Here is an 18,981-nt window from a genome sequence, read left to right as displayed (position 1 = left end):
GTGAGGCGCTCACCGGAACGATCAACTGCGGGCGATCTTCGTCGAAGGGCGGTAGAATCCCTGTTCTTTAGTTATCCACAAGTGGCCGACCTTTGCTTATCGAGTCCCGACGTCGCGCTTACTTGACCGCCATGCAGGTGGTCAACTGGCTGCCGCGCACTGAATTACCGTTCGCCGCCCCTTCGCGGCCCGAGCTGTTGGAGGCCCCGGAACCGTTCGAGGCTTTCGAGCCTTCGGGTGAGGAGGCGGCTGCGCCGGTGCCGCTGGTCAAGCCCGTGGCAGAAACCCCGGTGGTCCGGCCAAAGGTCGAAGTGCCGCGCCCGTCGCCGGTGGCCAAGCCGGTCGTCGCCGAAGAGGCGCCTGCCGTGGTCAAGGCTCCGGTCGTACCGCCGCCACGCTTTGCCCTGCAACTGCTGCGGGCCGGGCGATGCCTGCTGCTGGTGGAGTTACCCACAGGCGAGCGCTTCCAGGCCCGCGACCCGGCCTATCTGCTGCTCAAGGACATGTTGCGCGCCGCCGGCCTGCCCGACAGTCCGCAAATCGTTGGCGAGCCGGTGCGTTGGCCGCTGCTGGCCCGGGGCACCATGGACCAGGGCCCGGAAGCCGCGCGGGATTTTGTGCAAGGTTTTGTCTCGGCGCGCCTGGAAGACGAACCCTGCGTGTGCCTGTGGCTGATCGGCCTGCCCGCCGTGCGTTTTGCCGGCGAAGCGAATGCCGAGGCCTGGTACCGCGAACTGCAGGTCGAAGGCCTGGGCTCCGTCTGGGCCCTGCCGGGCCTGGAACTATTAATGGAAGAGCCACAGCGTAAGGCTGATGTCTGGCAAGCCATGCGCCGGCTGATGGCGCGCTGGAAAAGTACCGATGAGTGAAGCTTTATCCTTCCGCCCGATGACCGAGGCGGACCTCGACGCTGTACTGAAGATCGAATACGCAGCGTTCAGCCACCCCTGGACCCGCGGGATTTTTCTCGACGGGCTGGGCAAATACCAGATCTGGCTGATGTTCGAAGGCGAGCAGCAGGTGGGCCACGGGGTGGTGCAGATCATCCTCGATGAAGCGCATTTGCTGAACATCACCGTCAAGCCGGAAAACCAGGGCCGTGGCCTGGGCTTGAGCTTGCTGGAGCACCTGATGTCCCGGGCCTACGAGGCCAAGGCGCGGGAATGTTTCCTGGAAGTGCGCGACAGCAACACCGGCGCGTTCCGGCTGTACGAGCGTTATGGTTTCAACGAAATTGGCCGTCGGCGGGATTATTACCCCGCCGTCGGTGGCCGCGAAGATGCGGTCGTGATGGCCTGCACCCTGGTCGACTAAACACAGGGCCCAATGTGGGAGCGGGCTTGGTGGGAGCGAGCAAGCCCGCTCCCACATTCAGTTCGGCAGGGTGTCAGCGGTTGCCGTCTACTGGATCGATATCGGCCAACTCGGCCTCATCCAAGCCATTGCCGCCGCCGATCTCGTCTTCATCGACGATACTCAAATCGTAATCCGCCGGATGGTCTTCACCTGCTTCCTGCGCATCCCGCGCACCATCCTCATGGATCAGCGTTTCCGGGCTCATGTCATCATCGGTTGAGTCATGATCGTCAGTGGAAGCACCGGTCATCCCGGCTTCGCGCACCCGTTCGTCGGGCATCAGGTGCTCACGCTCCCGAGGCGGAATTTCGTCGCCGATTTCCGCAGTCGGCTCCTCCTTGTCAAAATCCAGCTCGCGCATTTCGCCCATGCGATCTTCGTTGTCATCAATCGGTTCCGGCTGTGTAGCGCCGTAGGGACGTCGTGATTCAGTCATGGCGATTCCTCATACTGTGGGGCTTATAGTGTGTGGACAGGCATGGCTCCCCAAGATTCAAGAAATTGCCGCCGGCTATCTTTATTGTTGGCGTGACCCGGACGGGCGGTCGAGTGTCAAAACTGCGCATCATTCCTGAGGCTTTCCCTTATGAACGAACTACAAGACTTGCTTGATAACAACGAACGCTGGGCGGATGCGATCAAACAGGAAGATCCCGAATTCTTCGCCAAGCTCGCCCGCCAGCAAACCCCGGAATACCTGTGGATCGGCTGTTCCGACGCCCGCGTGCCGGCCAACGAGATCGTCGGCATGCTGCCTGGCGACCTGTTTGTGCACCGCAACGTGGCCAACGTGGTATTGCACACCGACCTCAATTGCCTGTCGGTGATCCAGTACGCAGTCGACGTGCTCAAGGTCAAACACATCCTGGTGACCGGCCACTATGGCTGCGGTGGCGTACGCGCCTCGATGCAGGACAACCAGTTGGGCCTGATCGACGGCTGGCTGCGCACCATCCGTGACCTGTACTACGAAAACCGCGACGTACTGGCCCAGTTGCCCACGGAAGAGGAACGCGTAGACCGCCTGTGCGAACTGAACGTGATCCAGCAGGTGGCCAACGTCGGCCACACCAGCATCGTGCAGAACGCTTGGCACCGCGGGCAGAGCCTGTCGGTTCATGGCTGCATTTACGGGATCAAGGACGGCCGCTGGAAAAGCCTGAACACCACCATCAGTGGCTTCGAGCAATTGCCGCCGCAATACCGCCTGCGCCCGCTGGGTGCGGTCTAAGGGCTTTTGCGTTCGCGCCACTGCTCCATGAATTGCTGACCCTCGGGATTCAACGGCTCCTTCATGCCGGTGATCCAGCCCCGACAGTTGAGCTCGCCGCACTGGCAGCGAAACTGTCGGAACAATACGTCCTCGGTGTGGGCGTAATCCATGGTCAGCAGGGCGCCAGCGGGAATGGGCTGAACGGACCACAGTTCCAGGTATGTCATGTCGAGAAACGCGTTCGGGTTGCACGAGTGCGAAAGCAAGCCGCTGAACCACGGGTCGTACAAGTGGATACGCGAGGACATCTGCACCGTATGCAGGCGCCGCTCATTCAATGCGTAGCCGGACACCCTGGCGATACACAGGCGGCTGTCAAAGGCGACGCGGGTCTTGATTCCGTCGCCTGAACCGTCTCGGGTACGCACCACTTCATAGTCGCGAGCGCGGGGGTAGCCGTGTTCGGCGAGGGCGGTCGCGAACGGGTAAAGACACTTGCTCACAGCGGTTTTAGCCTTGTCCATGGCTTGAGTTTTCATGACTCTCCAGGAGGGGCTGCATCGACCTGCCGGTGGTGTCTTGACTGCCAGTCTTGCAGCGGATGGGCGCGGCTCAAGACTCGCTTAAGTGGGAGCCAATTTCTACTGTCAAATCTGACAGTAGAAATTGGCTATCTTTTATGTAGGAAAACGCCCTTCTGGCAGCCTGCTTCAGAGCGCCGGTGCTTCAATCGCCGGTTCTGGCACTGCGCTTTTCAATTGCCTCAGCTGGGTCTTGATCGCCGGCTGGGCACACTTGGCGTTCGCTTGATCGGGCGTCAGCTCGCGGATAGAGGTGTAGAACAGTTCGCAGGTCTGCTCCTTGCGCGTTACCTGCCAGGTGTTCATGCAGCCTTTGAGCTGCACATTCGGATCGCTGGCGGGCTTCTGGCCCATCGAGGCCTGCCAGCAGGCGGCGCTCAAGTCCTGGCCCATCACCTTCAAACCGGCCTCGTCGGCCTTTTGCTCGTCACCGTCATAGGTGTCGGGGTTGGCGGCATACCAGATGTAGCTCGGGTGATTGGCGCCCAGTACGGCGACCTGGCTCCCGACGGCCGGGCTGATTTGCGCCAGGCCCAGTACGGCAACGGTTTGCCCGTATTGCTGCTTGATCCAGCTGCGCACCGGCGCGCCGAAGGCCACCATCGGCAACGCGCCGCCCGCGTGCTGGCTCAGCTCCTTGACCATCCGGGTCTGGTAGTCGGTGAAGTAACCGTAGACGCCTTCCAGGTCCTTGCCCGCCGTGGCAGGGGCTGCGATCGGGGCGATGTCGATGATGGTCTGGTATTCCGGCGTCTGGGTCGCCGGGATGCCGTTGGCCGTGAGCAAGGTCGCCCAGCGGTCGGTGGTGGCCGACTCCAGGTAGTCCTGGAAGTGGGTCAGGGAATAATCCGGCGGGAAGTGCAGCAGCTCGATGCTCTTGCGGTTTTCCAGGGCCATGCCCAGCGGCAGGAACAGGTACCAGTTGAACTGCCATTTGCCATCACCATTGAGTTTGCTGGCGCCCTGGTAAGCCAGGTCGGCGGTATCGAGCAAGGTGGTCAACGGCTGGCCATAACCGTCTGGCACACCGCTGAACGTGGCCAACACCTGGTCATGCTCGGTCTTGACGCTGACTTTGGCCCGGCTGTAACCGTCGCGTTGCAGGCTCTGGTTCAGGTAGTGCTCGACGGTCTGTTCCAGCGTCCAGGGACGAAAACAGATGACGCTGCAATTGTTCGGGTACGCGAACAACTGGGTGACCCGTTGCGGGGTACCCAGCGGTACGGTGATATCAGCCTGTACGACCGCACTCAAGGTCAGTGCGGCCAGGGTGAAGGACAACCTGGTGAGTTTGAACATGGATGGTTCCCTGTCAGCGAAAGCCCGTCTGCGCGGGGTGAATGCCCACCCTCACACAGTAGCGGTTGACCGGGAAAAGCGCGTAGAAAAACTGCGCGCTTGTCGCTTTTGAGCAAGTGCGTCTACACCTTGAAGTGCAGGGCGTTGGTCAAATCCCCCATGGGCTTCTGGCCGCGCACGGTCATGGCGTCGTCACGCTGCTTGAGCCCGTCGAGGGTTTCCAGCTGGAACACCCGGGTGATCAGACGCAGGATCGACGCGGTGTCGTAGACGGTATGGTCCACCGTGCCCTTGCGCGCGAACGGCGAGACCACCAGTGCCGGGATCCGCGTGCCAGGGCCCCAGCGATCGCCTTTCGGTGGTGCAACGTGGTCCCACCAGCCGCCGTTTTCATCAACGGTGACGATCACCACCATGTTCTTCCACTGCGGGCTTTCCTGCAGCACCTTCAAGGCGCGGGTGATATGCCGGTCGCCCGAAGCGACGTCGGCGTAACCGGCGTGCATATTCAGGTTGCCCTGGGGTTTGTAGAAGGTCACCGCAGGCAGCTTGCCGGCCTGGGCATCGGCGAAGAACTTGTTGGTGCTGGCGTCATCCCCCAGGCCGCCATCGCGCAGGCGTTTATTGCGCTCAGCCGGGTTTTCCGGGCCTTGCTGCTTGAAGTAGTTGAAGGGCTGGTGGTGGTACTGGAAGTTCGGAATCTTCGGAATGCCGCCCGAGTCCTTGAACTGATCCAGCGTTGCTTGCCACGCACCGGCGTACCAGGCCCAGTCGACGTTCTTTTTCGACAGTTTGTCGCCGATGTGCTCGTGGGTTTGTGGCACCAGCACGTTAGGCAAGTCGGGCTTGGAGTAATCCGGGCGCTCGGGGTCGCGAATCCAGGTAGGCCAGTAAGGCGGGGCCAGGGTGTTCACGCCGAAACCGTCCGGGGTCAGTGCGCTGGGGCCGAATTGCGGCGGGCCGGTCATGGCGCTGGCCGGGGACTTGTCCAGAGGCTTGAGGCGCGGGTCGGTCGGGTCGTCGCTTTGCAGCGTGGCGATCTGTGCCTTGGCCACCGATTGCGCAGCGTTTGGGTACACCGGGGGGGTGGCGCTGATCAGGTATTGGTGGTTGAGGAACGAGCCGCCAAACGCGCCCTGGAAGAAGTTATCGCAAAGCACAAACTCCTTCGCCACGTCCCACAAGCGCAGGGCGTAACGGCTCTGGGCGTAATGGCCCATCAGCAGGCCGCCGGAGTCGCCCCAGGCGACGAACGCATCGTTTTTACCGCCGTTGATCTGCATCTGGTTCTGATAGAACACATGCCACAAATCCCGGGTGACCAGGCTCAGGGGCTGGTCTTCGCCGTTCGGGCCCTTCAAGGCGTAGGGGGCGTTAGGCAGGTTTTCCTGGTATTGCACTTCGCTGGGGTAGGTCACGCCATCGACGGTCTGCGGGCCGATTTGCAACACGCCGCCCCAGGTCGGGGGCAGCGTGCTCAGCAGGCTGCCGTCGCGGTCGCGCTGCTGATAGTCCGCAGGGGCGAGGGCCGACAATGGTTTCTCGACCCCGGGGAAATCCGCAAACAGGTTGTTGAAACTGCGGTTTTCGGCGTAGATCACCACCACGGTTTTAACCTGTTCGTGCAGGGCCTTGTCCAGCTCTTGCGGCGTCAGCGGGCGATCCACCGGCTTGCCGGGTGCCTCGCTGGTATTGCCGCAGGCACTCAGGGTCGCACCCACGCCCAGCACGGCCGCGCCTCCCAGGAAGCGCCGCCGGCTGGTGTCAACTGGCGGTTTGGCTTCAATGTCTTGGGAAGGGCGGTCTTTGTGCTCGTCGCTCATTGCGGGGAGTCCATGCAGGTTAGTTGTTGCAATATGTTTCGCCGGAACGGTAGCAATGGAATGTGACGGAACGAAGACAGCGGTGTGATCATGTGGGCATGCTTCCTGATCCCAAGCACTGCTAGACTGGCCCGATATTGCATACCGCAGAGGTGCCCCATGAAACCTTCAACTGCCCTGGATCTCAAGAGGGCTGCCGTGCGTGAAGTAGTAGGACGTTTCCATACCTCCAACCCAAGGGTGTTTGGGTCCGTTTTGTTGGGGACTGATAAAGACGGCAGTGATCTCGATTTACTGGTTGATGCGCTACCGGGAGCGACCCTTTTTGACCTTGGTGGGCTGCAGGTGGAGTTGGAAGACTTGCTCGGGGTAAACGTCGATTTGCTGACGCCTGGCGATCTGCCTCTGAAGTTTCGTGCTCAAGTCTTGGCTGAGGCCCGGCCCGTATGATCTCAAATCGGATTGGCGACTACCTGGAGCACATGCGCCAGGCATCGTCCGACGCGATCACCTTTGTCGAAGGGGTGAGCAACCTGAGTTTTTTGAAGACAAGCGTACCCAACAAGCCGTGATCATGAGTTTGATCATCATCGGCGAAGCGTCGACCAAAATAATGGATCAACATCCAGAGTTTGCAGCCGCCCAACCGCAGGTGCCTTGGCGCAGTATGCGCGGGATGCGCAACCGGATTGCCCATGGTTACTTCGACATAAATCTTGAAGTGGTATGGGACACGGTTCAGCACGCGCTACCTGAGCTGCTGAACAACCTGCCAGCCGCACCCGCCTGAAGAGCGGGTGCAGCTTCAGATAATTAAGGCATCACCGGGGGCAAATATTTAAGCGTCGTGCCCAACGCCCACAGCAGGAACAACACCAGCGGCGTATGCACCAGCAACTGCACAAACGAAAAGCCGATCAAGTCCCGCGCCTTCAACCCCAGCACGCCCAGCAGCGGCAGCATATAGAACGGGTTGATCAGGTTAGGCAGCGCTTCGGCGGCGTTGTAGATCTGCACCGCCCAGCCCAGGTGATATTCCAGGTCGTTGGCGACCTGCATCACGTACGGCGCCTCGATGATCCACTTGCCGCCGCCCGACGGGATAAAGAAGCCCAGCACCGCCGAGTACACACCCATCAACAGCGCGTAGGTGTCGTGGGACGCGATCGAGGTGAAGAAGGTCGAGATATGGTGCGCCAGGGTCGCGCCGTCACTGCCTTTCACCACGGTCATCAGCGCGGCAATCGAGCCATACAGCGGGAACTGGATCAGCACCCCGGTGGTGGTGGGTACCGCACGGGCCACCGCATCGAGAAAACTGCGCGGACGCCAGTGCAGTAGGGCACCGACCATCAGGAACAGGAAGTTATAGGTGTTCAGCCCCGAGATCGCGCTGATCGCCGGCTTGGTCGAGAATTCATGGAACAACCAACCGGCGGCCAGCAACGCCAGCAGGATGGTCAGCAACGGGCTGTGCTCCAGCCACTCGCCCGGACGGGTCGGCGGTTGCGGCTTGGGCATGTTGAAGGCCGGGTCGATACCGCAAGCCTTGGCGTCACGGGCGGAGTTCGGCCCGGGCGCGGTGGCGTAGGCGATGATCAGCGACACCACGATCAGCGCTAGCAACAGCACGCCGGACTGCCACAGAAAGATGGTGTCGGTGAACGGGATCATCCCGGTGATCGACAGGATCGACGGCGGCAAACTGGCCGGGTTGGCCTGCAACTGCGCCGCTGACGACGACAGCCCCAGCGCCCAAACGGCACCCAGGCCGAGGTAGGCCGCAGCACCGGCCGCGCGGTAATCCATGCGCAAATCCGTACGCCGGGCCAGCGCACGCACCAGCAAACCACCGAACACCAGGGACAGGCCCCAGTTGAGCAACGAGGCGACCATCGAAATCAGCGCCACCCAGGCCACGGCAGAACGGCCGTTCTTCGGGATGCGCGCCAGGCGGTCGATCAATTTCACGGCGGGCGGGGAGCTGGCGACCACGTAACCGCCAATCACCACAAAGGCCATTTGCATGGTGAACGGGATCAAACTCCAGAAACCGTCACCAAACGCCTTGGCGGCCTCGGTCGGCGCGGCGCCCATGCCCAGGGTCGCCACGGCGACAATGATCACGGCGAGGGCGGCAAACACCCAGGAGTCAGGGAACCAGCGCTCGGCGAAGTTTGAACAACGCAGGGCGAATCGGGCGTAGCGGCTGTCTTCGATAGCATCGGCCACGTTCAGTACCTCTATTTGTATTTATTATGGGGCGGCAGTTTTGCTGCATGTTCCTCTACAGCTATTCATTTGGGAATGTAGTTATCTTCATTGATCAATGAGTAAAGCAAATATATCCGGCGAGATTGCCATCACCGGGCCCAGCTCATAACCTGCAGGCCATTTTGTTTGTCTGCCGAGCTTTTCCATGACTGCCACCTCTTATCCTCAGGCGCAGCGTTTCTCCCGCTCCGACTACAAAACCCTGGGCCTGGCTGCCCTGGGCGGGGCCCTGGAAATCTACGACTTCATCATCTTCGTATTTTTCGCGCTCACCCTCAGCCAGCTGTTCTTCCCGCCGGAAATGCCCGAGTGGCTGCGTCTGCTGCAAAGCTTCGGCATCTTTGTCACCGGCTACCTCGCGCGCCCGCTGGGCGGAATCCTGATGGCACACTTCGCCGATCACCTGGGGCGCAAACGGGTGTTCAGCCTGAGCATCCTGATGATGGCGCTGCCGTGCCTGCTGATCGGCATCATGCCCACCTACGCACAAATCGGTTATTTCGCACCGTTGATCCTGCTGGCGCTGCGCATCCTCCAGGGTGCGGCAGTGGGCGGGGAAGTGCCCAGCGCCTGGGTGTTTGTCGCCGAACACGCTCCGGACAACCATCGTGGTTATGCCCTGGGCTTCCTCCAGGCCGGGCTGACCTTCGGCTACCTGCTCGGCGCGCTGACGGCGACGCTGCTGGCGCAAGTCTTCACCCCGGCCGAAATCCTCGACTACGCCTGGCGCTTCCCGTTCCTGCTCGGCGGCGTGTTCGGCGTGATCGGTGTCTGGCTGCGGCGCTGGCTCAGCGAAACCCCGGTGTTCCTGCAAATGCAGGCCCGTCGCCAGGCCGGCGCCGAACTGCCGCTGCGTACCGTCCTGCGGGAACATCGCAGCGCGCTGCTGCCGGCGATGATCCTCACCTGCGTGCTCACCTCGGCCGTCGTCGTACTGGTGGTGATCACCCCGACCATGATGCAGAAAACCTTCGGCATGAGCCCCAGCCACACCTTCGCCCTGAGCGCGTTGGGCATCGTGTTCCTGAATATCGGTTGCGTGTTGGCCGGGCTGCTGGTGGACCGCATCGGCGCCTGGCGTGCGGTGTTGGTCTATAGCCTGCTGCTGCCGGTGGGGATTGCCGTGCTCTATGCGAGCCTGATTGCCGGTGGCGTGTGGCTGGGCGCAGCGTATGCAATTGCCGGCTTGAGTTGCGGGGTGGTGGGCGCGGTGCCGTCGGTGATGGTCAACCTGTTCCCGGCGCAGGTGCGGGTGTCGGGGATTTCCTTCACCTACAACATTGCCTATGCGCTGTGGGCGAGTACCACGCCGCTGATGTTGATCGCGTTGATGCCGACCAGCCCGTGGATCTGCGTGGGGTATTGCGTGGTGATGGGCGCGGTGGGCGCAGTGAGTGCGGCGCATTTTGGCAAGCGCCAACCTACCTGATCGTTCCCACGCTCTGCGTGGGAACGCCTCACTGGACGCTCCGCGTCCGCTCGTGTGACGCGGAGCGTCACGGATGCATTCCCACGCGGAGCGTGGGAACGATCATTACGTCAGGAAGTGCCACATCAGCAATGTGCCCACCAGGCCCACCACCGACACAATGGTCTGCAACACCGACCACACCCAGATCGTCTGCTTCAGTTGCAAGCCGAAGTATTCGCGCACCATCCAGAAGCCGGCATCGTTGACGTGGCAGAAGAACACGGAGCCGGCACCAATCGCCAGGGCGACCAGTGAGCTTTGCGTCGCCGCCAATCCCGCCATCATCGGCGCGAGGATGCCCGCCGTTGTCGTGGTGGCGACGGTCGCCGACCCCGTGGCCTGACGCAGCGCCACCGCAATCAACCAGGCCAGCAACAGGTACGGCATGTGCGCGCCTTCGGCCACCTTGCTGATGGTCTGGCTCACGCCGGCATCCAGCAGGGTTTGCTTCAACCCGCCACCGGCGCCGATGGTCAGCAGCAGCACCGCGATCGGCGCCAGCGCCTTGCGCAGGGTGTTGCCGACATCGGCCCGCGGCATGCCGCTGGCCCAGCCCAGGCAGATCACCGCGGCAATCACCGCCAGGCCCAGCGCGATCAACGGCTCACCGAGGAACTTCAAGGTCAGTGCCACCGGGCTTTCCGGCGACATGGCAACCTTGGCCAGGGTGCTGCCGAGCATCAGGATCACCGGCAACAGGATGATCAGCAGCGACACACCAAAACTCGGCTGGCGCGGCGCCTTGGGCGGAGCACTGAACAGCGCGCCAATGTCGGCCGGCTCATCCACGTGCATGCGCTTGGACAGCCAGTTGCCGTACAACGGACCGGCCAGAATCACGGCCGGCACTGCCAGGCAAAAGCCCAGCAACATGGTCAGACCCAGGTCGGCGTGCAACGCGCTGACCGCAATCAGCGGCCCCGGATGCGGCGGCATCAAGGCGTGCAGGGTGGTCATCCCCGCCAGCGCCGGGATCGCGATTTTCAGCAGCGGCTGGTTCGAACGCTTGGCCATCACGAAGATGATCGGCACCATCATCACCAGGCCCACTTCGAAGAACAGCGGCAAGCCAATCACCATCGCCACCAGCGCCATCACCCAGGGCAACGACTTGCCCTTGCCCAACCCCAGCAGGGTGGTGGCGATACGGTCGGCAGCGCCGGACTCGGCCATCAACGCGCCGAGCATCGAGCCCAGGGCAATGATGATCCCGGCTTCACCGAGAATCGCCCCGGCGCCTTTGCTGAAGGCCTTGGCCACTTCTTCCGGCGGCAAGCCCGCGCCGACACCGGCGATAAACGTACCGATCAGGATCGACAGGAAGGGCGGCAGCTTGGTCGCGCTGATCAACACAATGATGCTGGCGATGGCCAGTAATACGCAGAACATGAGGCGGGTGTCGTGAACCATCCACGCGGCAGTCGATAACTCCAAAACGGGACTCCTTATCGAACAGGTTGGCTAATGTGTTTCTTTTTGTTTCCTGCTCGAAAAGCATACCTGATACAACGGTTCCAGAGCGTTCATGTTCAATTTTGGTGCGTATGGCTTAACGCTCAGCTGACGGCGAGATGACAATTTTGCAACTCGTGCCGGTGGTTTTGGCCTATAGCTCTATGATCAACCGGACGACCACCCACGAGGATATTTCATGAGCGCAGGACACAGCCACGCCCAGGTACGCGCCGGCCACGAACGGCTGTTATGGATCGCATTGGCACTGACCGGCAGCTTTATGATCGCCGAGGTGATCGGCGCCTTTATCACCGGCAGCCTGGCGCTGTTGTCCGATGCCGCGCACATGATGACCGACGCCCTGGCGCTAGGGATTTCCCTGGTGGCGATCCAGGTCGCCAAACGCGCCGCCGACCGCAAGCGCACCTTCGGCTATGCGCGTTTCGAGATCCTGGCGGCAGCGTTTAATGCGCTGCTGCTGTTCGGCGTGGCGTTCTACATCCTGTATGAGGCGTATCAACGCTTGCAGGCGCCCGCCGAGATCCAGTCCACCGGCATGCTGGTGATCGCGGTGCTGGGGCTGATCGTCAACCTGATTTCCATGCGCCTGCTGAGTGCGGCCAGCGGCGAAAGCCTGAATGTGAAGGGCGCTTACCTGGAAGTCTGGAGTGACATGCTCGGCTCCATCGGCGTGATCATCGCGGCGCTGGTGATCATGTACACCGGCTGGGGCTGGGTGGATTCGGTGGTGGCGGCAGCGATTGGCTTCTGGGTGTTGCCCCGCACTTGGACGCTGCTCAAGGAAAGCATGAACGTGCTGCTGCAAGGTGTGCCGGATGGCATCGATATCGACAAGGTGGAACAGGCAATTCGCGGCGTTCCCGGGGTCAAGGACGTGCACGACCTGCACATCTGGGCCCTCACCAGCGGCAAAAATGTGCTGAGTACTCATCTGGTGGCGGATTTGGCGCAAGGCAGCGAGCAACAGATCCTCAGCCAGGTGACGGAGTTACTGCATGAACAATTCGATATTTCCCACGCCACGATCCAGATCGAAGGCGAAGGTTTTCAGCATGACGAGCATGACGAGGTGCATGCCTGACCGTCACTCACGGTCTTCCAGCACATAACCCACGCCGCGCAAGGTATGGATCAACTTGCGCTCGAACGGGTCATCGATCTTTGCCCGCAGGCGGCGGATCGACACTTCCACCACATTGGTGTCGCAATCAAAGTTCATGTCCCACACGAACGAGATAATTTGCGTGCGCGACAGCACCACGCCGCTCTGGCGCATCAGCAGGTGCAGCAGGGCGAACTCCTTGGTGGTCAGGTCGATGCGCTGCAAACCGCGAAACGCCCGGTGGCGGCCCTGATCCAATTCCAGGTCGGCCACCCGCAACACATCCGGCACCGGCGAATGCACGCTGCGGCGCATCAAGGTGCGCACCCGCGCGAGTAATTCGGGGAACTCAAACGGCTTGACCAGGTAATCATCGGCGCCCAGGTCCAGGCCCTTGATCCGGTCGGCGAGGCGGCCCTGGGCGGTCAGCATCATGATGCGGGCGCTGCTGTTCTGGCGGATGCGTTGCAGCACGTCCCAGCCATCCATCAACGGCAAATTCACGTCGAGCATCACCAGGTCGTAGGCGTGCTGGCGAGACAAATGCAGGCCGTCGGCGCCGGTGGCGGCACAGTCGACGATATAGCCACTTTCGCTCAATCCCTGGTGTAGATAATCGGCGGTTTTAGGTTCGTCTTCGATAACCAGAATACGCATGTCGAGGATCCCGCTGGGCAGTGGAAAAGTTGCCCGGAGCTTAAAGCAAAAGCCCGCGCCAGAGCCGTTGCTAACGGATTTGTAATGTTCTGGCCACTCCTCTGATAAGTACCGAAAGTTACATTGCCCACCTGTTAATTCATGGGCATGGAACTCTTGTTATGCCAACTTTTGTCCGCACGTTTATCGGCGCTTCGGTGCTGTTGCTGATGACGGTCCAGGGCGCAAACGCGCAAACCCTGACCCTCGAATCGGCCCTGCAAACCGCCTTCGCCAACAACCCCGACATGGCCGCTGCGCAGTGGGAAATCGACATCGCCCAAGGCGGTCGCCAGCAGGCCGGTTTGATCCCGAATCCGGTGGCCTCCTGGGATGCCGAAGACACCCGCCGCAACTCGCGCACCACCACCGTGAAACTGAGCCAAACCCTGGAACTGGGTGGCAAGCGCGGCGCCCGGATTGATGTCGCCACCCGTGCCCAGGAGGCGGCCGCACTCACCCTGGAACAGCGCCGCAACGGTCTGCGAGCGGAGGTCATCGACGGTTACTACGGTGCACTTCGCGCCCAGGAACGCCTCGACCTGGCCCAGCGCTCATTGGCATTGGCCGAGCGCGGCCTGGTGGTGGCCAATGGTCGCGTCACCGCCGGCAAAACGTCCCCGGTGGAAGCCACCCGCGCCCAGGTGCAACTCTCGGAAATCCGCCTGGAATTCAACCGCGCGCAGATGGGCCTGAGCGATGCCTACCGGCGCCTCGCGGCCAGTACTGGCGCGGCCAGCACCGATTTCCAGGCCGTCGCCACCCAAGCCCAGGCCGCCCCGGCATTACCGTCGCCCACGCAGTTGCTGGGGCGCCTGGAACAGACCGCCGAACTGCGCCTGGCCGAGCTGCAAATCGTCCAGGGCGAAGCGGCCCTGGGCCTGGAAAAAGCCCAGCGCATTCCCGACCTCGACGTGTCCATCGGCAGCCAATACGACGCCAGCGTGCGCGAGCGGGTCAACGTGGTGGGCGTGTCGATGCCAATCCCGCTGTTCAACCGCAACCAGGGCAACGTGCTGGCCGCCAGTCGCCGTGCCGACCAGGCCCGCGACCTGCGCAACGCCGCCGAACTGCGCCTGCGCACCGAAACCCGCCAGGCCCTGGACCTTTGGCAAACCGCGAATACCGAAGTGCGCTCGTTCAACCAACAGATCCTGCCCGCCGCCCAAAGCGCGGTGGACAGCGCCACCCGCGGTTTCGAGATGGGCAAGTTCAACTTCCTCGACGTACTCGACGCCCAGCGCACCTTGATTGCGGCCCGCACCCAATACCTCGCGGCGACGGCCCAGGCCACCGAAGCCTGGGTGCGCATCGAACGGATTTACGGCGACCTCGCCCGGTTTTGATTTTTTCAGGAGCGTTCCATGAACAACAAACACAGGATGGCGCTGGCCGTTGCGCTGATGCTGGCGTGGCCGGCCATCAGCGGTGCGGCAGAGGCGGAAGAAGAAGGCAAGATCGAGCTGACCGAACAGCAGGTCCAGGCCGCCGGTATTCAACTGGCCCCGGCGCAATCCCGGCAGATCAGCACTGTGCTTTCGCTGCCGGGCGAGGTGCGTTTCGACGAAGACCGCACCTCCCACATCGTGCCGCGTGCTGCCGGCGTGGTGGAGTCGGTGAAGGTCAACCTCGGCCAATCGGTGAAGAAGGGCGAGCTGCTCGCGGTGATCGCCAGCCAGCAGATTTCCGATCAGCGCAGTGAACTGGCGGCCAGTGAGCGCCGGGTGGTACTGGCCCGCACCACCTTCCAGCGCGAGCGCCAGTTGTGGCAGGACAAGATCTCCGCCGAACAGGATTACCTGCTGGCGCGCCAGGCGCTGCAAGAGGCCGAAATCGCCCTGAACAATGCCCGGCAAAAGATGAATGCCCTGAGCGGCAGCGCCGTATTGGTCGGCGGCAATCGCTACGAACTGCGGGCGCCGTTCGACGGCGTAGTAGTGGAAAAACACCTGGGTGTCGGCGAAGTGGTGAGCGAGACCAGCAACGCCTTCACCCTGTCGGACCTGTCCCAGGTGTGGGTGACCTTCGGCGTGTTCCCCAAGGATTTGAACAAGGTCCGGGTCGGCAAACCGGTGAAGGTCACATCCTCGGAAATGGGCACCGAAGTACTTGGCACCGTGGCCTATGTCGGCAACTTGCTGGGGGAGCAGACCCGCACCGCCACCGTACGCGTCACGGTGCCGAACCCCGACGCTTCGTGGCGTCCAGGGCTTTTCGTTTCCGTGCAGGTCGCCACCGACACCTACCCGGCCAAGGTCACCGTCCCCCAGGAGGCGATCCAGACCGTCGAGGACAAACCCTCGGTGTTCGTGCGCACCAGCGACGGCTTCATGACCCGGCATATCGAACTGGGCGTCAGCGAAAACGGTTTCGTCGAAGTGCGCCAGGGCCTCGACGCCGGCGCGCAGGTGGCCACCGTCGGCAGCTTCATCCTCAAGTCCGAGTTGGGCAAGGCCTCGGCCGAGCACGCCCATTGATCCTGCGAGTGATTTCCCATGTTTGAGCGCCTTATCCAATTCGCCATCGAGCAGCGCATCATCGTGCTGTTGGCGGTGCTGTTGATGGCCGGTGTCGGTATCGCCAGCTATCAGAAATTGCCCATCGACGCCGTGCCGGATATCACCAACGTCCAGGTGCAGATCAACTCGGCGGCGGCGGGTTTTTCGCCGCTGGAAACCGAGCAGCGCATCACCTTTCCCATCGAGACCGCCATGGCCGGGCTGCCGGGCTTGCAGCAGACCCGCTCGCTGTCGCGCTCGGGCTTGTCCCAGGTCACGGTGATTTTCAAGGACGGCACCGACCTGTTCTTCGCCCGCCAGTTGGTCAACGAACGCCTGCAGGTGGCTCGCGAGCAACTCCCCGATGGCATCGAAAGCATGATGGGGCCGATCTCCACCGGGCTCGGGGAAATCTTCCTGTGGACCGTGGAGGCGAAAGACGGCGCGCGCAAGGAGGACGGCTCAGCCTATACGCCGACCGACCTGCGGGTGATCCAGGACTGGATCATCAAGCCGCAACTGCGCAACGTGCCGGGGGTGGCCGAGATCAATACCATCGGCGGCTTTGCCAAGGAATACCAGATCGCCCCGGACCCCAAGCGCCTGGCGGCCTACAACCTGACCTTGGGCGACCTGGTCACGGCGCTGGAGCGCAACAACGCCAACGTCGGCGCCGGCTACATCGAGCGCAGCGGCGAGCAATTGCTGATCCGTGCGCCGGGGCAAGTCGCGTCCATCGACGACATTGCCAACATCGTCATCACTACCTCCGACGGTACGCCGATTCGGGTGCGCAACGTCGCCCAGGTCGACATTGGCCGCGAGCTGCGTACCGGTGCCGCCACGGAAAATGGCCGCGAAGTGGTGCTGGGCACGGTGTTCATGTTGATCGGCGAAAACAGCCGCACGGTGTCCCAGGCGGTCGCGAAAAAACTCGAAGAGATCAACCGTTCGCTGCCTGAAGGTGTGGTGGCCGTCACCGTCTACGACCGCACCAACCTGGTGGAAAAAGCCATCAGCACCGTGAAGAAAAACCTGTTCGAAGGGGCGCTGCTGGTGGTGGCGGTGCTGTTTCTGTTCCTCGGCAATATCCGCGCGGCGCTGATCACCGCGATGGTGATTCCCCTGGCCATGTTGTTCACCTTTACCGGGATGTTTACCAACAAGGTCAGCGCCAACCTGATGAGCCTCGGCGCGCTGGATTTCGGGATTATCGTGGATGGCGCGGTGGTGATCGTCGAAAACGCCATCCGCCGCCTGGCCCACACCCAGCAGCGCCACGGGCGATTGCTGACCCGCAGCGAGCGCCTGCATGAAGTGTTTGCGGCGGCCAAGGAAGCGCGGCGCGCGCTGATCTTCGGGCAACTGATCATCATGGTGGTGTACCTGCCGATCTTCGCCCTCACCGGGGTGGCCGGGAAGATGTTCCACCCGATGGCGTTCACCGTGGTGATCGCGCTGCTGGGGGCAATGATTCTGTCCGTGACCTTCGTGCCGGCGGCCATTGCGCTGTTCGTCACCGGCAAGGTCAAGGAAGAGGAAAACCTGGTGATGCGCAGCGCACGCCGTGTCTACGCGCCGGTGCTGGATTGGGTGATGGCGCGCCGGCCGCTGGTGTTCGGCCTGGCGGTGCTGGCCATCGTTGCGTCGGGCCTGGTGGCCAGTCGCATGGGCAGCGAATTTATCCCCAGCCTCAGCGAGGGTGATTTCGCCCAACAAGCGTTGCGGGTGCCGGGCACCAGCCTGACGCAGTCGGTACAGATGCAGCAGCAACTGGAAAAGACCTTGATGGCCGAGGTGCCGGAAATCGAGCGGGTATTCGCCCGCACCGGCACCGCGGAAATCGCCTCCGACCCGATGCCGCCGAACATCTCCGACAGCTACGTGATGCTCAAGCCCAAGGACCAGTGGCCCGACCCGAAGAAGTCCCGCGAGGCAATCATCGCCGACATCCAGCGCGCCAGTGCGATTGTGCCGGGCAGCGTGTATGAACTGTCGCAACCGATCCAGCTGCGCTTCAACGAACTGATTTCCGGCGTGCGCAGTGACGTGGCGGTGAAGGTGTTTGGTGACGACATGGCGGTGCTCAACAAGACCGCCGGGGAAATCGCCGAGACCTTGCAAACCCTCAAGGGCGCCTCGGAAGTGAAGGTGGAACAGACCTCCGGCCTGCCGGTGCTGACCATCAATATCGACCGCGACAAGGCCGCGCGTTTCGGCCTGAACGTGGGCGATGTGCAAGACACGATTGCCGTCGCCGTGGGTGGGCGCCAGGCCGGGACGATGTACGAAGGCGACCGGCGTTTTGACATGGTCGTGCGTTTGTCGGACGCGCTGCGCACCGATATCGAAGGCCTGTCGCGGCTGTTGATTCCGATCCCGGCGCTGGCGAATAACGCGGCGGGGCAGTTGGGTTTTATCGCGCTGTCGGAAGTCGCCAGCCTGGACCTGGTGCTCGGCCCCAACCAGATCAGCCGCGAAAACGGCAAGCGCCTGGTGATCGTCAGCGCCAACGTGCGTGGGCGCGATATCGGCTCGTTTGTCGAGGAAGCCGGGACGGCCATCGACACTCAGGTGAAAATCCCCGCAGGCTACTGGACCACCTGGGGCGGCCAGTTCGAGCAGTTGAAGGAAGCTTCCGAGCGCTTGCGCATCGTGGTGCCGGTGGCGTTGCTGCTGGTGTTCGGCTTGCTGTTCATGATGTTCAACAACCTCAAGGACGGGCTGCTGGTGTTCACCGGGATTCCCTTCGCGTTGACCGGCGGGATCATGGCGCTGTGGCTGCGGGACATTCCGTTGTCGATCTCGGCGGGCGTGGGTTTTATCGCGCTGTCGGGGGTGGCGGTGCTGAACGGGTTGGTGATGATTGCGTTCATTCGCAACCTGCGGGAAGAGGGGCGCTCATTGTCGGTGGCCATCAACGAAGGCGCCCTGACGCGCTTGCGCCCGGTGTTGATGACGGCGTTGGTGGCGTCGCTGGGGTTTATCCCCATGGCCCTGGCCACCGGCACCGGCGCCGAAGTGCAGCGCCCGTTGGCGACGGTGGTGATTGGCGGGATTATCTCGTCGACGCTGCTGACCCTGCTGGTATTGCCGGCGCTGTATCACTGGGCGCACCGGCGTGAAGAACAGGAAGACCGCCCGATGCCTGGCCAATAACTTGTGGTGAGGGAGCAAGCTCCCTCACCACAA

General features: G+C 62.3%; 16 protein-coding genes and 1 pseudogene. 10 read left to right on the top strand and 7 right to left on the bottom strand.

The window, feature by feature from the left end:
- Positions 1-131 precede the first annotated feature (131 nt).
- Both HX869_RS22300 and rimI read left to right on the top strand, forming a co-directional pair.
- Complete coding sequence (locus HX869_RS22300) at positions 132-869, top strand: hypothetical protein (RefSeq protein ID WP_003214379.1); 738 nt, start codon at positions 132-134, stop codon at positions 867-869.
- A complete protein-coding gene (gene rimI / locus HX869_RS22295) occupies positions 862-1,314 on the top strand; it encodes a ribosomal protein S18-alanine N-acetyltransferase (protein ID WP_003214382.1) in 453 nt (150 codons plus the stop codon). The genes HX869_RS22300 and rimI overlap by 8 nt, the downstream gene beginning before the upstream one ends.
- A 73-nt stretch (positions 1,315-1,387) precedes the next feature.
- On the opposite strand, the gene HX869_RS22290 is transcribed toward rimI, so the two are convergent.
- A complete protein-coding gene (locus HX869_RS22290; protein ID WP_003214383.1) occupies positions 1,388-1,792 on the bottom strand; it encodes a hypothetical protein in 405 nt (134 codons plus the stop codon).
- A gap of 150 nt (positions 1,793-1,942) precedes the next feature.
- On the opposite strand from HX869_RS22290, the gene can reads away from it, so the two are divergent.
- The gene (gene can, locus HX869_RS22285; protein WP_003214385.1) at positions 1,943-2,587 is read left to right on the top strand and encodes a carbonate dehydratase; all 645 of its coding nucleotides are present in this window, start codon (positions 1,943-1,945) and stop codon (positions 2,585-2,587) included.
- Here the strand turns inward: can and HX869_RS22280 are convergent.
- The 3 genes from HX869_RS22280 to acpA all read right to left on the bottom strand — a co-directional run bounded on the left by HX869_RS22280 (position 2,584) and on the right by acpA (position 6,272).
- A complete protein-coding gene (locus HX869_RS22280) occupies positions 2,584-3,108 on the bottom strand; it encodes a hypothetical protein (protein ID WP_003214386.1) in 525 nt (174 codons plus the stop codon). The genes can and HX869_RS22280 overlap by 4 nt on opposite strands.
- Before the next feature lie 171 nt (positions 3,109-3,279).
- Positions 3,280-4,449, bottom strand: coding sequence for a hypothetical protein (locus HX869_RS22275; RefSeq protein WP_003214388.1), 1,170 nt, complete (start codon positions 4,447-4,449; stop codon positions 3,280-3,282).
- Between the two features lie 122 nt (positions 4,450-4,571).
- Entirely contained in the window at positions 4,572-6,272 is a 1,701-nt protein-coding gene (acpA, locus tag HX869_RS22270; RefSeq protein ID WP_178903656.1) for an acid phosphatase, read from the bottom strand.
- Between the two features lie 159 nt (positions 6,273-6,431).
- Here acpA and HX869_RS22265 point away from each other — a divergent pair, with 159 nt between their 5' ends.
- A complete protein-coding gene (locus HX869_RS22265) occupies positions 6,432-6,722 on the top strand; it encodes a nucleotidyltransferase family protein (protein ID WP_003214393.1) in 291 nt (96 codons plus the stop codon).
- Positions 6,719-7,062, top strand: a pseudogene (locus HX869_RS22260) (DUF86 domain-containing protein). Before HX869_RS22265 ends, HX869_RS22260 begins: the two are co-directional and overlap by 4 nt.
- 23 nt (positions 7,063-7,085) lie before the next feature.
- Here the strand turns inward: HX869_RS22260 and HX869_RS22255 are convergent.
- Positions 7,086-8,504, bottom strand: coding sequence for a short-chain fatty acid transporter (locus HX869_RS22255; protein ID WP_008437512.1), 1,419 nt, complete (start codon positions 8,502-8,504; stop codon positions 7,086-7,088).
- Positions 8,505-8,691: 187 nt separating this feature from the next.
- Between HX869_RS22255 and HX869_RS22250 the strand changes: the two genes are divergently transcribed.
- Positions 8,692-9,975: an MFS transporter gene (locus HX869_RS22250; protein WP_178903655.1), complete on the top strand. Its 1,284-nt coding sequence runs from the start codon at positions 8,692-8,694 to the stop codon at positions 9,973-9,975.
- A gap of 105 nt (positions 9,976-10,080) precedes the next feature.
- Here HX869_RS22250 and HX869_RS22245 read toward each other — a convergent pair whose 3' ends face one another.
- A complete protein-coding gene (locus tag HX869_RS22245; protein ID WP_008437508.1) occupies positions 10,081-11,451 on the bottom strand; it encodes a gluconate:H+ symporter in 1,371 nt (456 codons plus the stop codon).
- A 217-nt stretch (positions 11,452-11,668) separates the two neighbouring features.
- Here HX869_RS22245 and HX869_RS22240 point away from each other — a divergent pair, with 217 nt between their 5' ends.
- Positions 11,669-12,574, top strand: a complete 906-nt coding sequence (locus tag HX869_RS22240) for a cation diffusion facilitator family transporter (protein ID WP_178903654.1) — start codon at positions 11,669-11,671, stop codon at positions 12,572-12,574.
- Positions 12,575-12,577: 3 nt separating this feature from the next.
- Here the strand turns inward: HX869_RS22240 and HX869_RS22235 are convergent, their stop codons facing one another.
- Positions 12,578-13,252, bottom strand: a complete 675-nt coding sequence (locus tag HX869_RS22235; RefSeq protein WP_178903653.1) for a heavy metal response regulator transcription factor — start codon at positions 13,250-13,252, stop codon at positions 12,578-12,580.
- A 161-nt stretch (positions 13,253-13,413) separates the two neighbouring features.
- Between HX869_RS22235 and HX869_RS22230 the strand changes: the two genes are divergently transcribed.
- From HX869_RS22230 to HX869_RS22220, 3 genes are read left to right on the top strand one after another with little or no spacing between them, the layout of a single operon-like run.
- Positions 13,414-14,637 carry a TolC family protein gene (locus HX869_RS22230; RefSeq protein ID WP_177055704.1) on the top strand — a complete coding sequence of 408 codons (1,224 nt, stop codon included), beginning with the start codon at positions 13,414-13,416 and terminating at the stop codon, positions 14,635-14,637.
- Between the two features lie 18 nt (positions 14,638-14,655).
- Positions 14,656-15,768, top strand: coding sequence for an efflux RND transporter periplasmic adaptor subunit (locus HX869_RS22225; protein ID WP_178903652.1), 1,113 nt, complete (start codon positions 14,656-14,658; stop codon positions 15,766-15,768).
- A gap of 18 nt (positions 15,769-15,786) precedes the next feature.
- Positions 15,787-18,948 (top strand): CusA/CzcA family heavy metal efflux RND transporter, encoded by a 3,162-nt coding sequence (locus HX869_RS22220; protein ID WP_178903651.1) that lies wholly within the window; start codon positions 15,787-15,789, stop codon positions 18,946-18,948.
- Positions 18,949-18,981: the final 33 nt, after the last annotated feature.

The sequence above is a fragment of the Pseudomonas sp. P7779 genome (genome assembly GCF_013386315.1).
Classification (GTDB): Bacteria; Pseudomonadota; Gammaproteobacteria; order Pseudomonadales; family Pseudomonadaceae; genus Aquipseudomonas.
This window is presented reverse-complemented; position numbering and strand designations above follow the sequence as displayed.

Coding starts and splice junctions, on each gene's coding strand:
- HX869_RS22300 (WP_003214379.1), top strand. CDS start 132: ATGCAGGTGGTCAACTGGCTGCCGCGCACTGAATTACCGTTCGCCGCC.
- rimI (WP_003214382.1), top strand. CDS start 862: ATGAGTGAAGCTTTATCCTTCCGCCCGATGACCGAGGCGGACCTCGAC.
- HX869_RS22290 (WP_003214383.1), bottom strand. CDS start 1,792: ATGACTGAATCACGACGTCCCTACGGCGCTACACAGCCGGAACCGATT.
- can (WP_003214385.1), top strand. CDS start 1,943: ATGAACGAACTACAAGACTTGCTTGATAACAACGAACGCTGGGCGGAT.
- HX869_RS22280 (WP_003214386.1), bottom strand. CDS start 3,108: ATGAAAACTCAAGCCATGGACAAGGCTAAAACCGCTGTGAGCAAGTGT.
- HX869_RS22275 (WP_003214388.1), bottom strand. CDS start 4,449: ATGTTCAAACTCACCAGGTTGTCCTTCACCCTGGCCGCACTGACCTTG.
- acpA (WP_178903656.1), bottom strand. CDS start 6,272: ATGAGCGACGAGCACAAAGACCGCCCTTCCCAAGACATTGAAGCCAAA.
- HX869_RS22265 (WP_003214393.1), top strand. CDS start 6,432: ATGAAACCTTCAACTGCCCTGGATCTCAAGAGGGCTGCCGTGCGTGAA.
- HX869_RS22250 (WP_178903655.1), top strand. CDS start 8,692: ATGACTGCCACCTCTTATCCTCAGGCGCAGCGTTTCTCCCGCTCCGAC.
- HX869_RS22240 (WP_178903654.1), top strand. CDS start 11,669: ATGAGCGCAGGACACAGCCACGCCCAGGTACGCGCCGGCCACGAACGG.
- HX869_RS22235 (WP_178903653.1), bottom strand. CDS start 13,252: ATGCGTATTCTGGTTATCGAAGACGAACCTAAAACCGCCGATTATCTA.
- HX869_RS22230 (WP_177055704.1), top strand. CDS start 13,414: ATGCCAACTTTTGTCCGCACGTTTATCGGCGCTTCGGTGCTGTTGCTG.
- HX869_RS22225 (WP_178903652.1), top strand. CDS start 14,656: ATGAACAACAAACACAGGATGGCGCTGGCCGTTGCGCTGATGCTGGCG.
- HX869_RS22220 (WP_178903651.1), top strand. CDS start 15,787: ATGTTTGAGCGCCTTATCCAATTCGCCATCGAGCAGCGCATCATCGTG.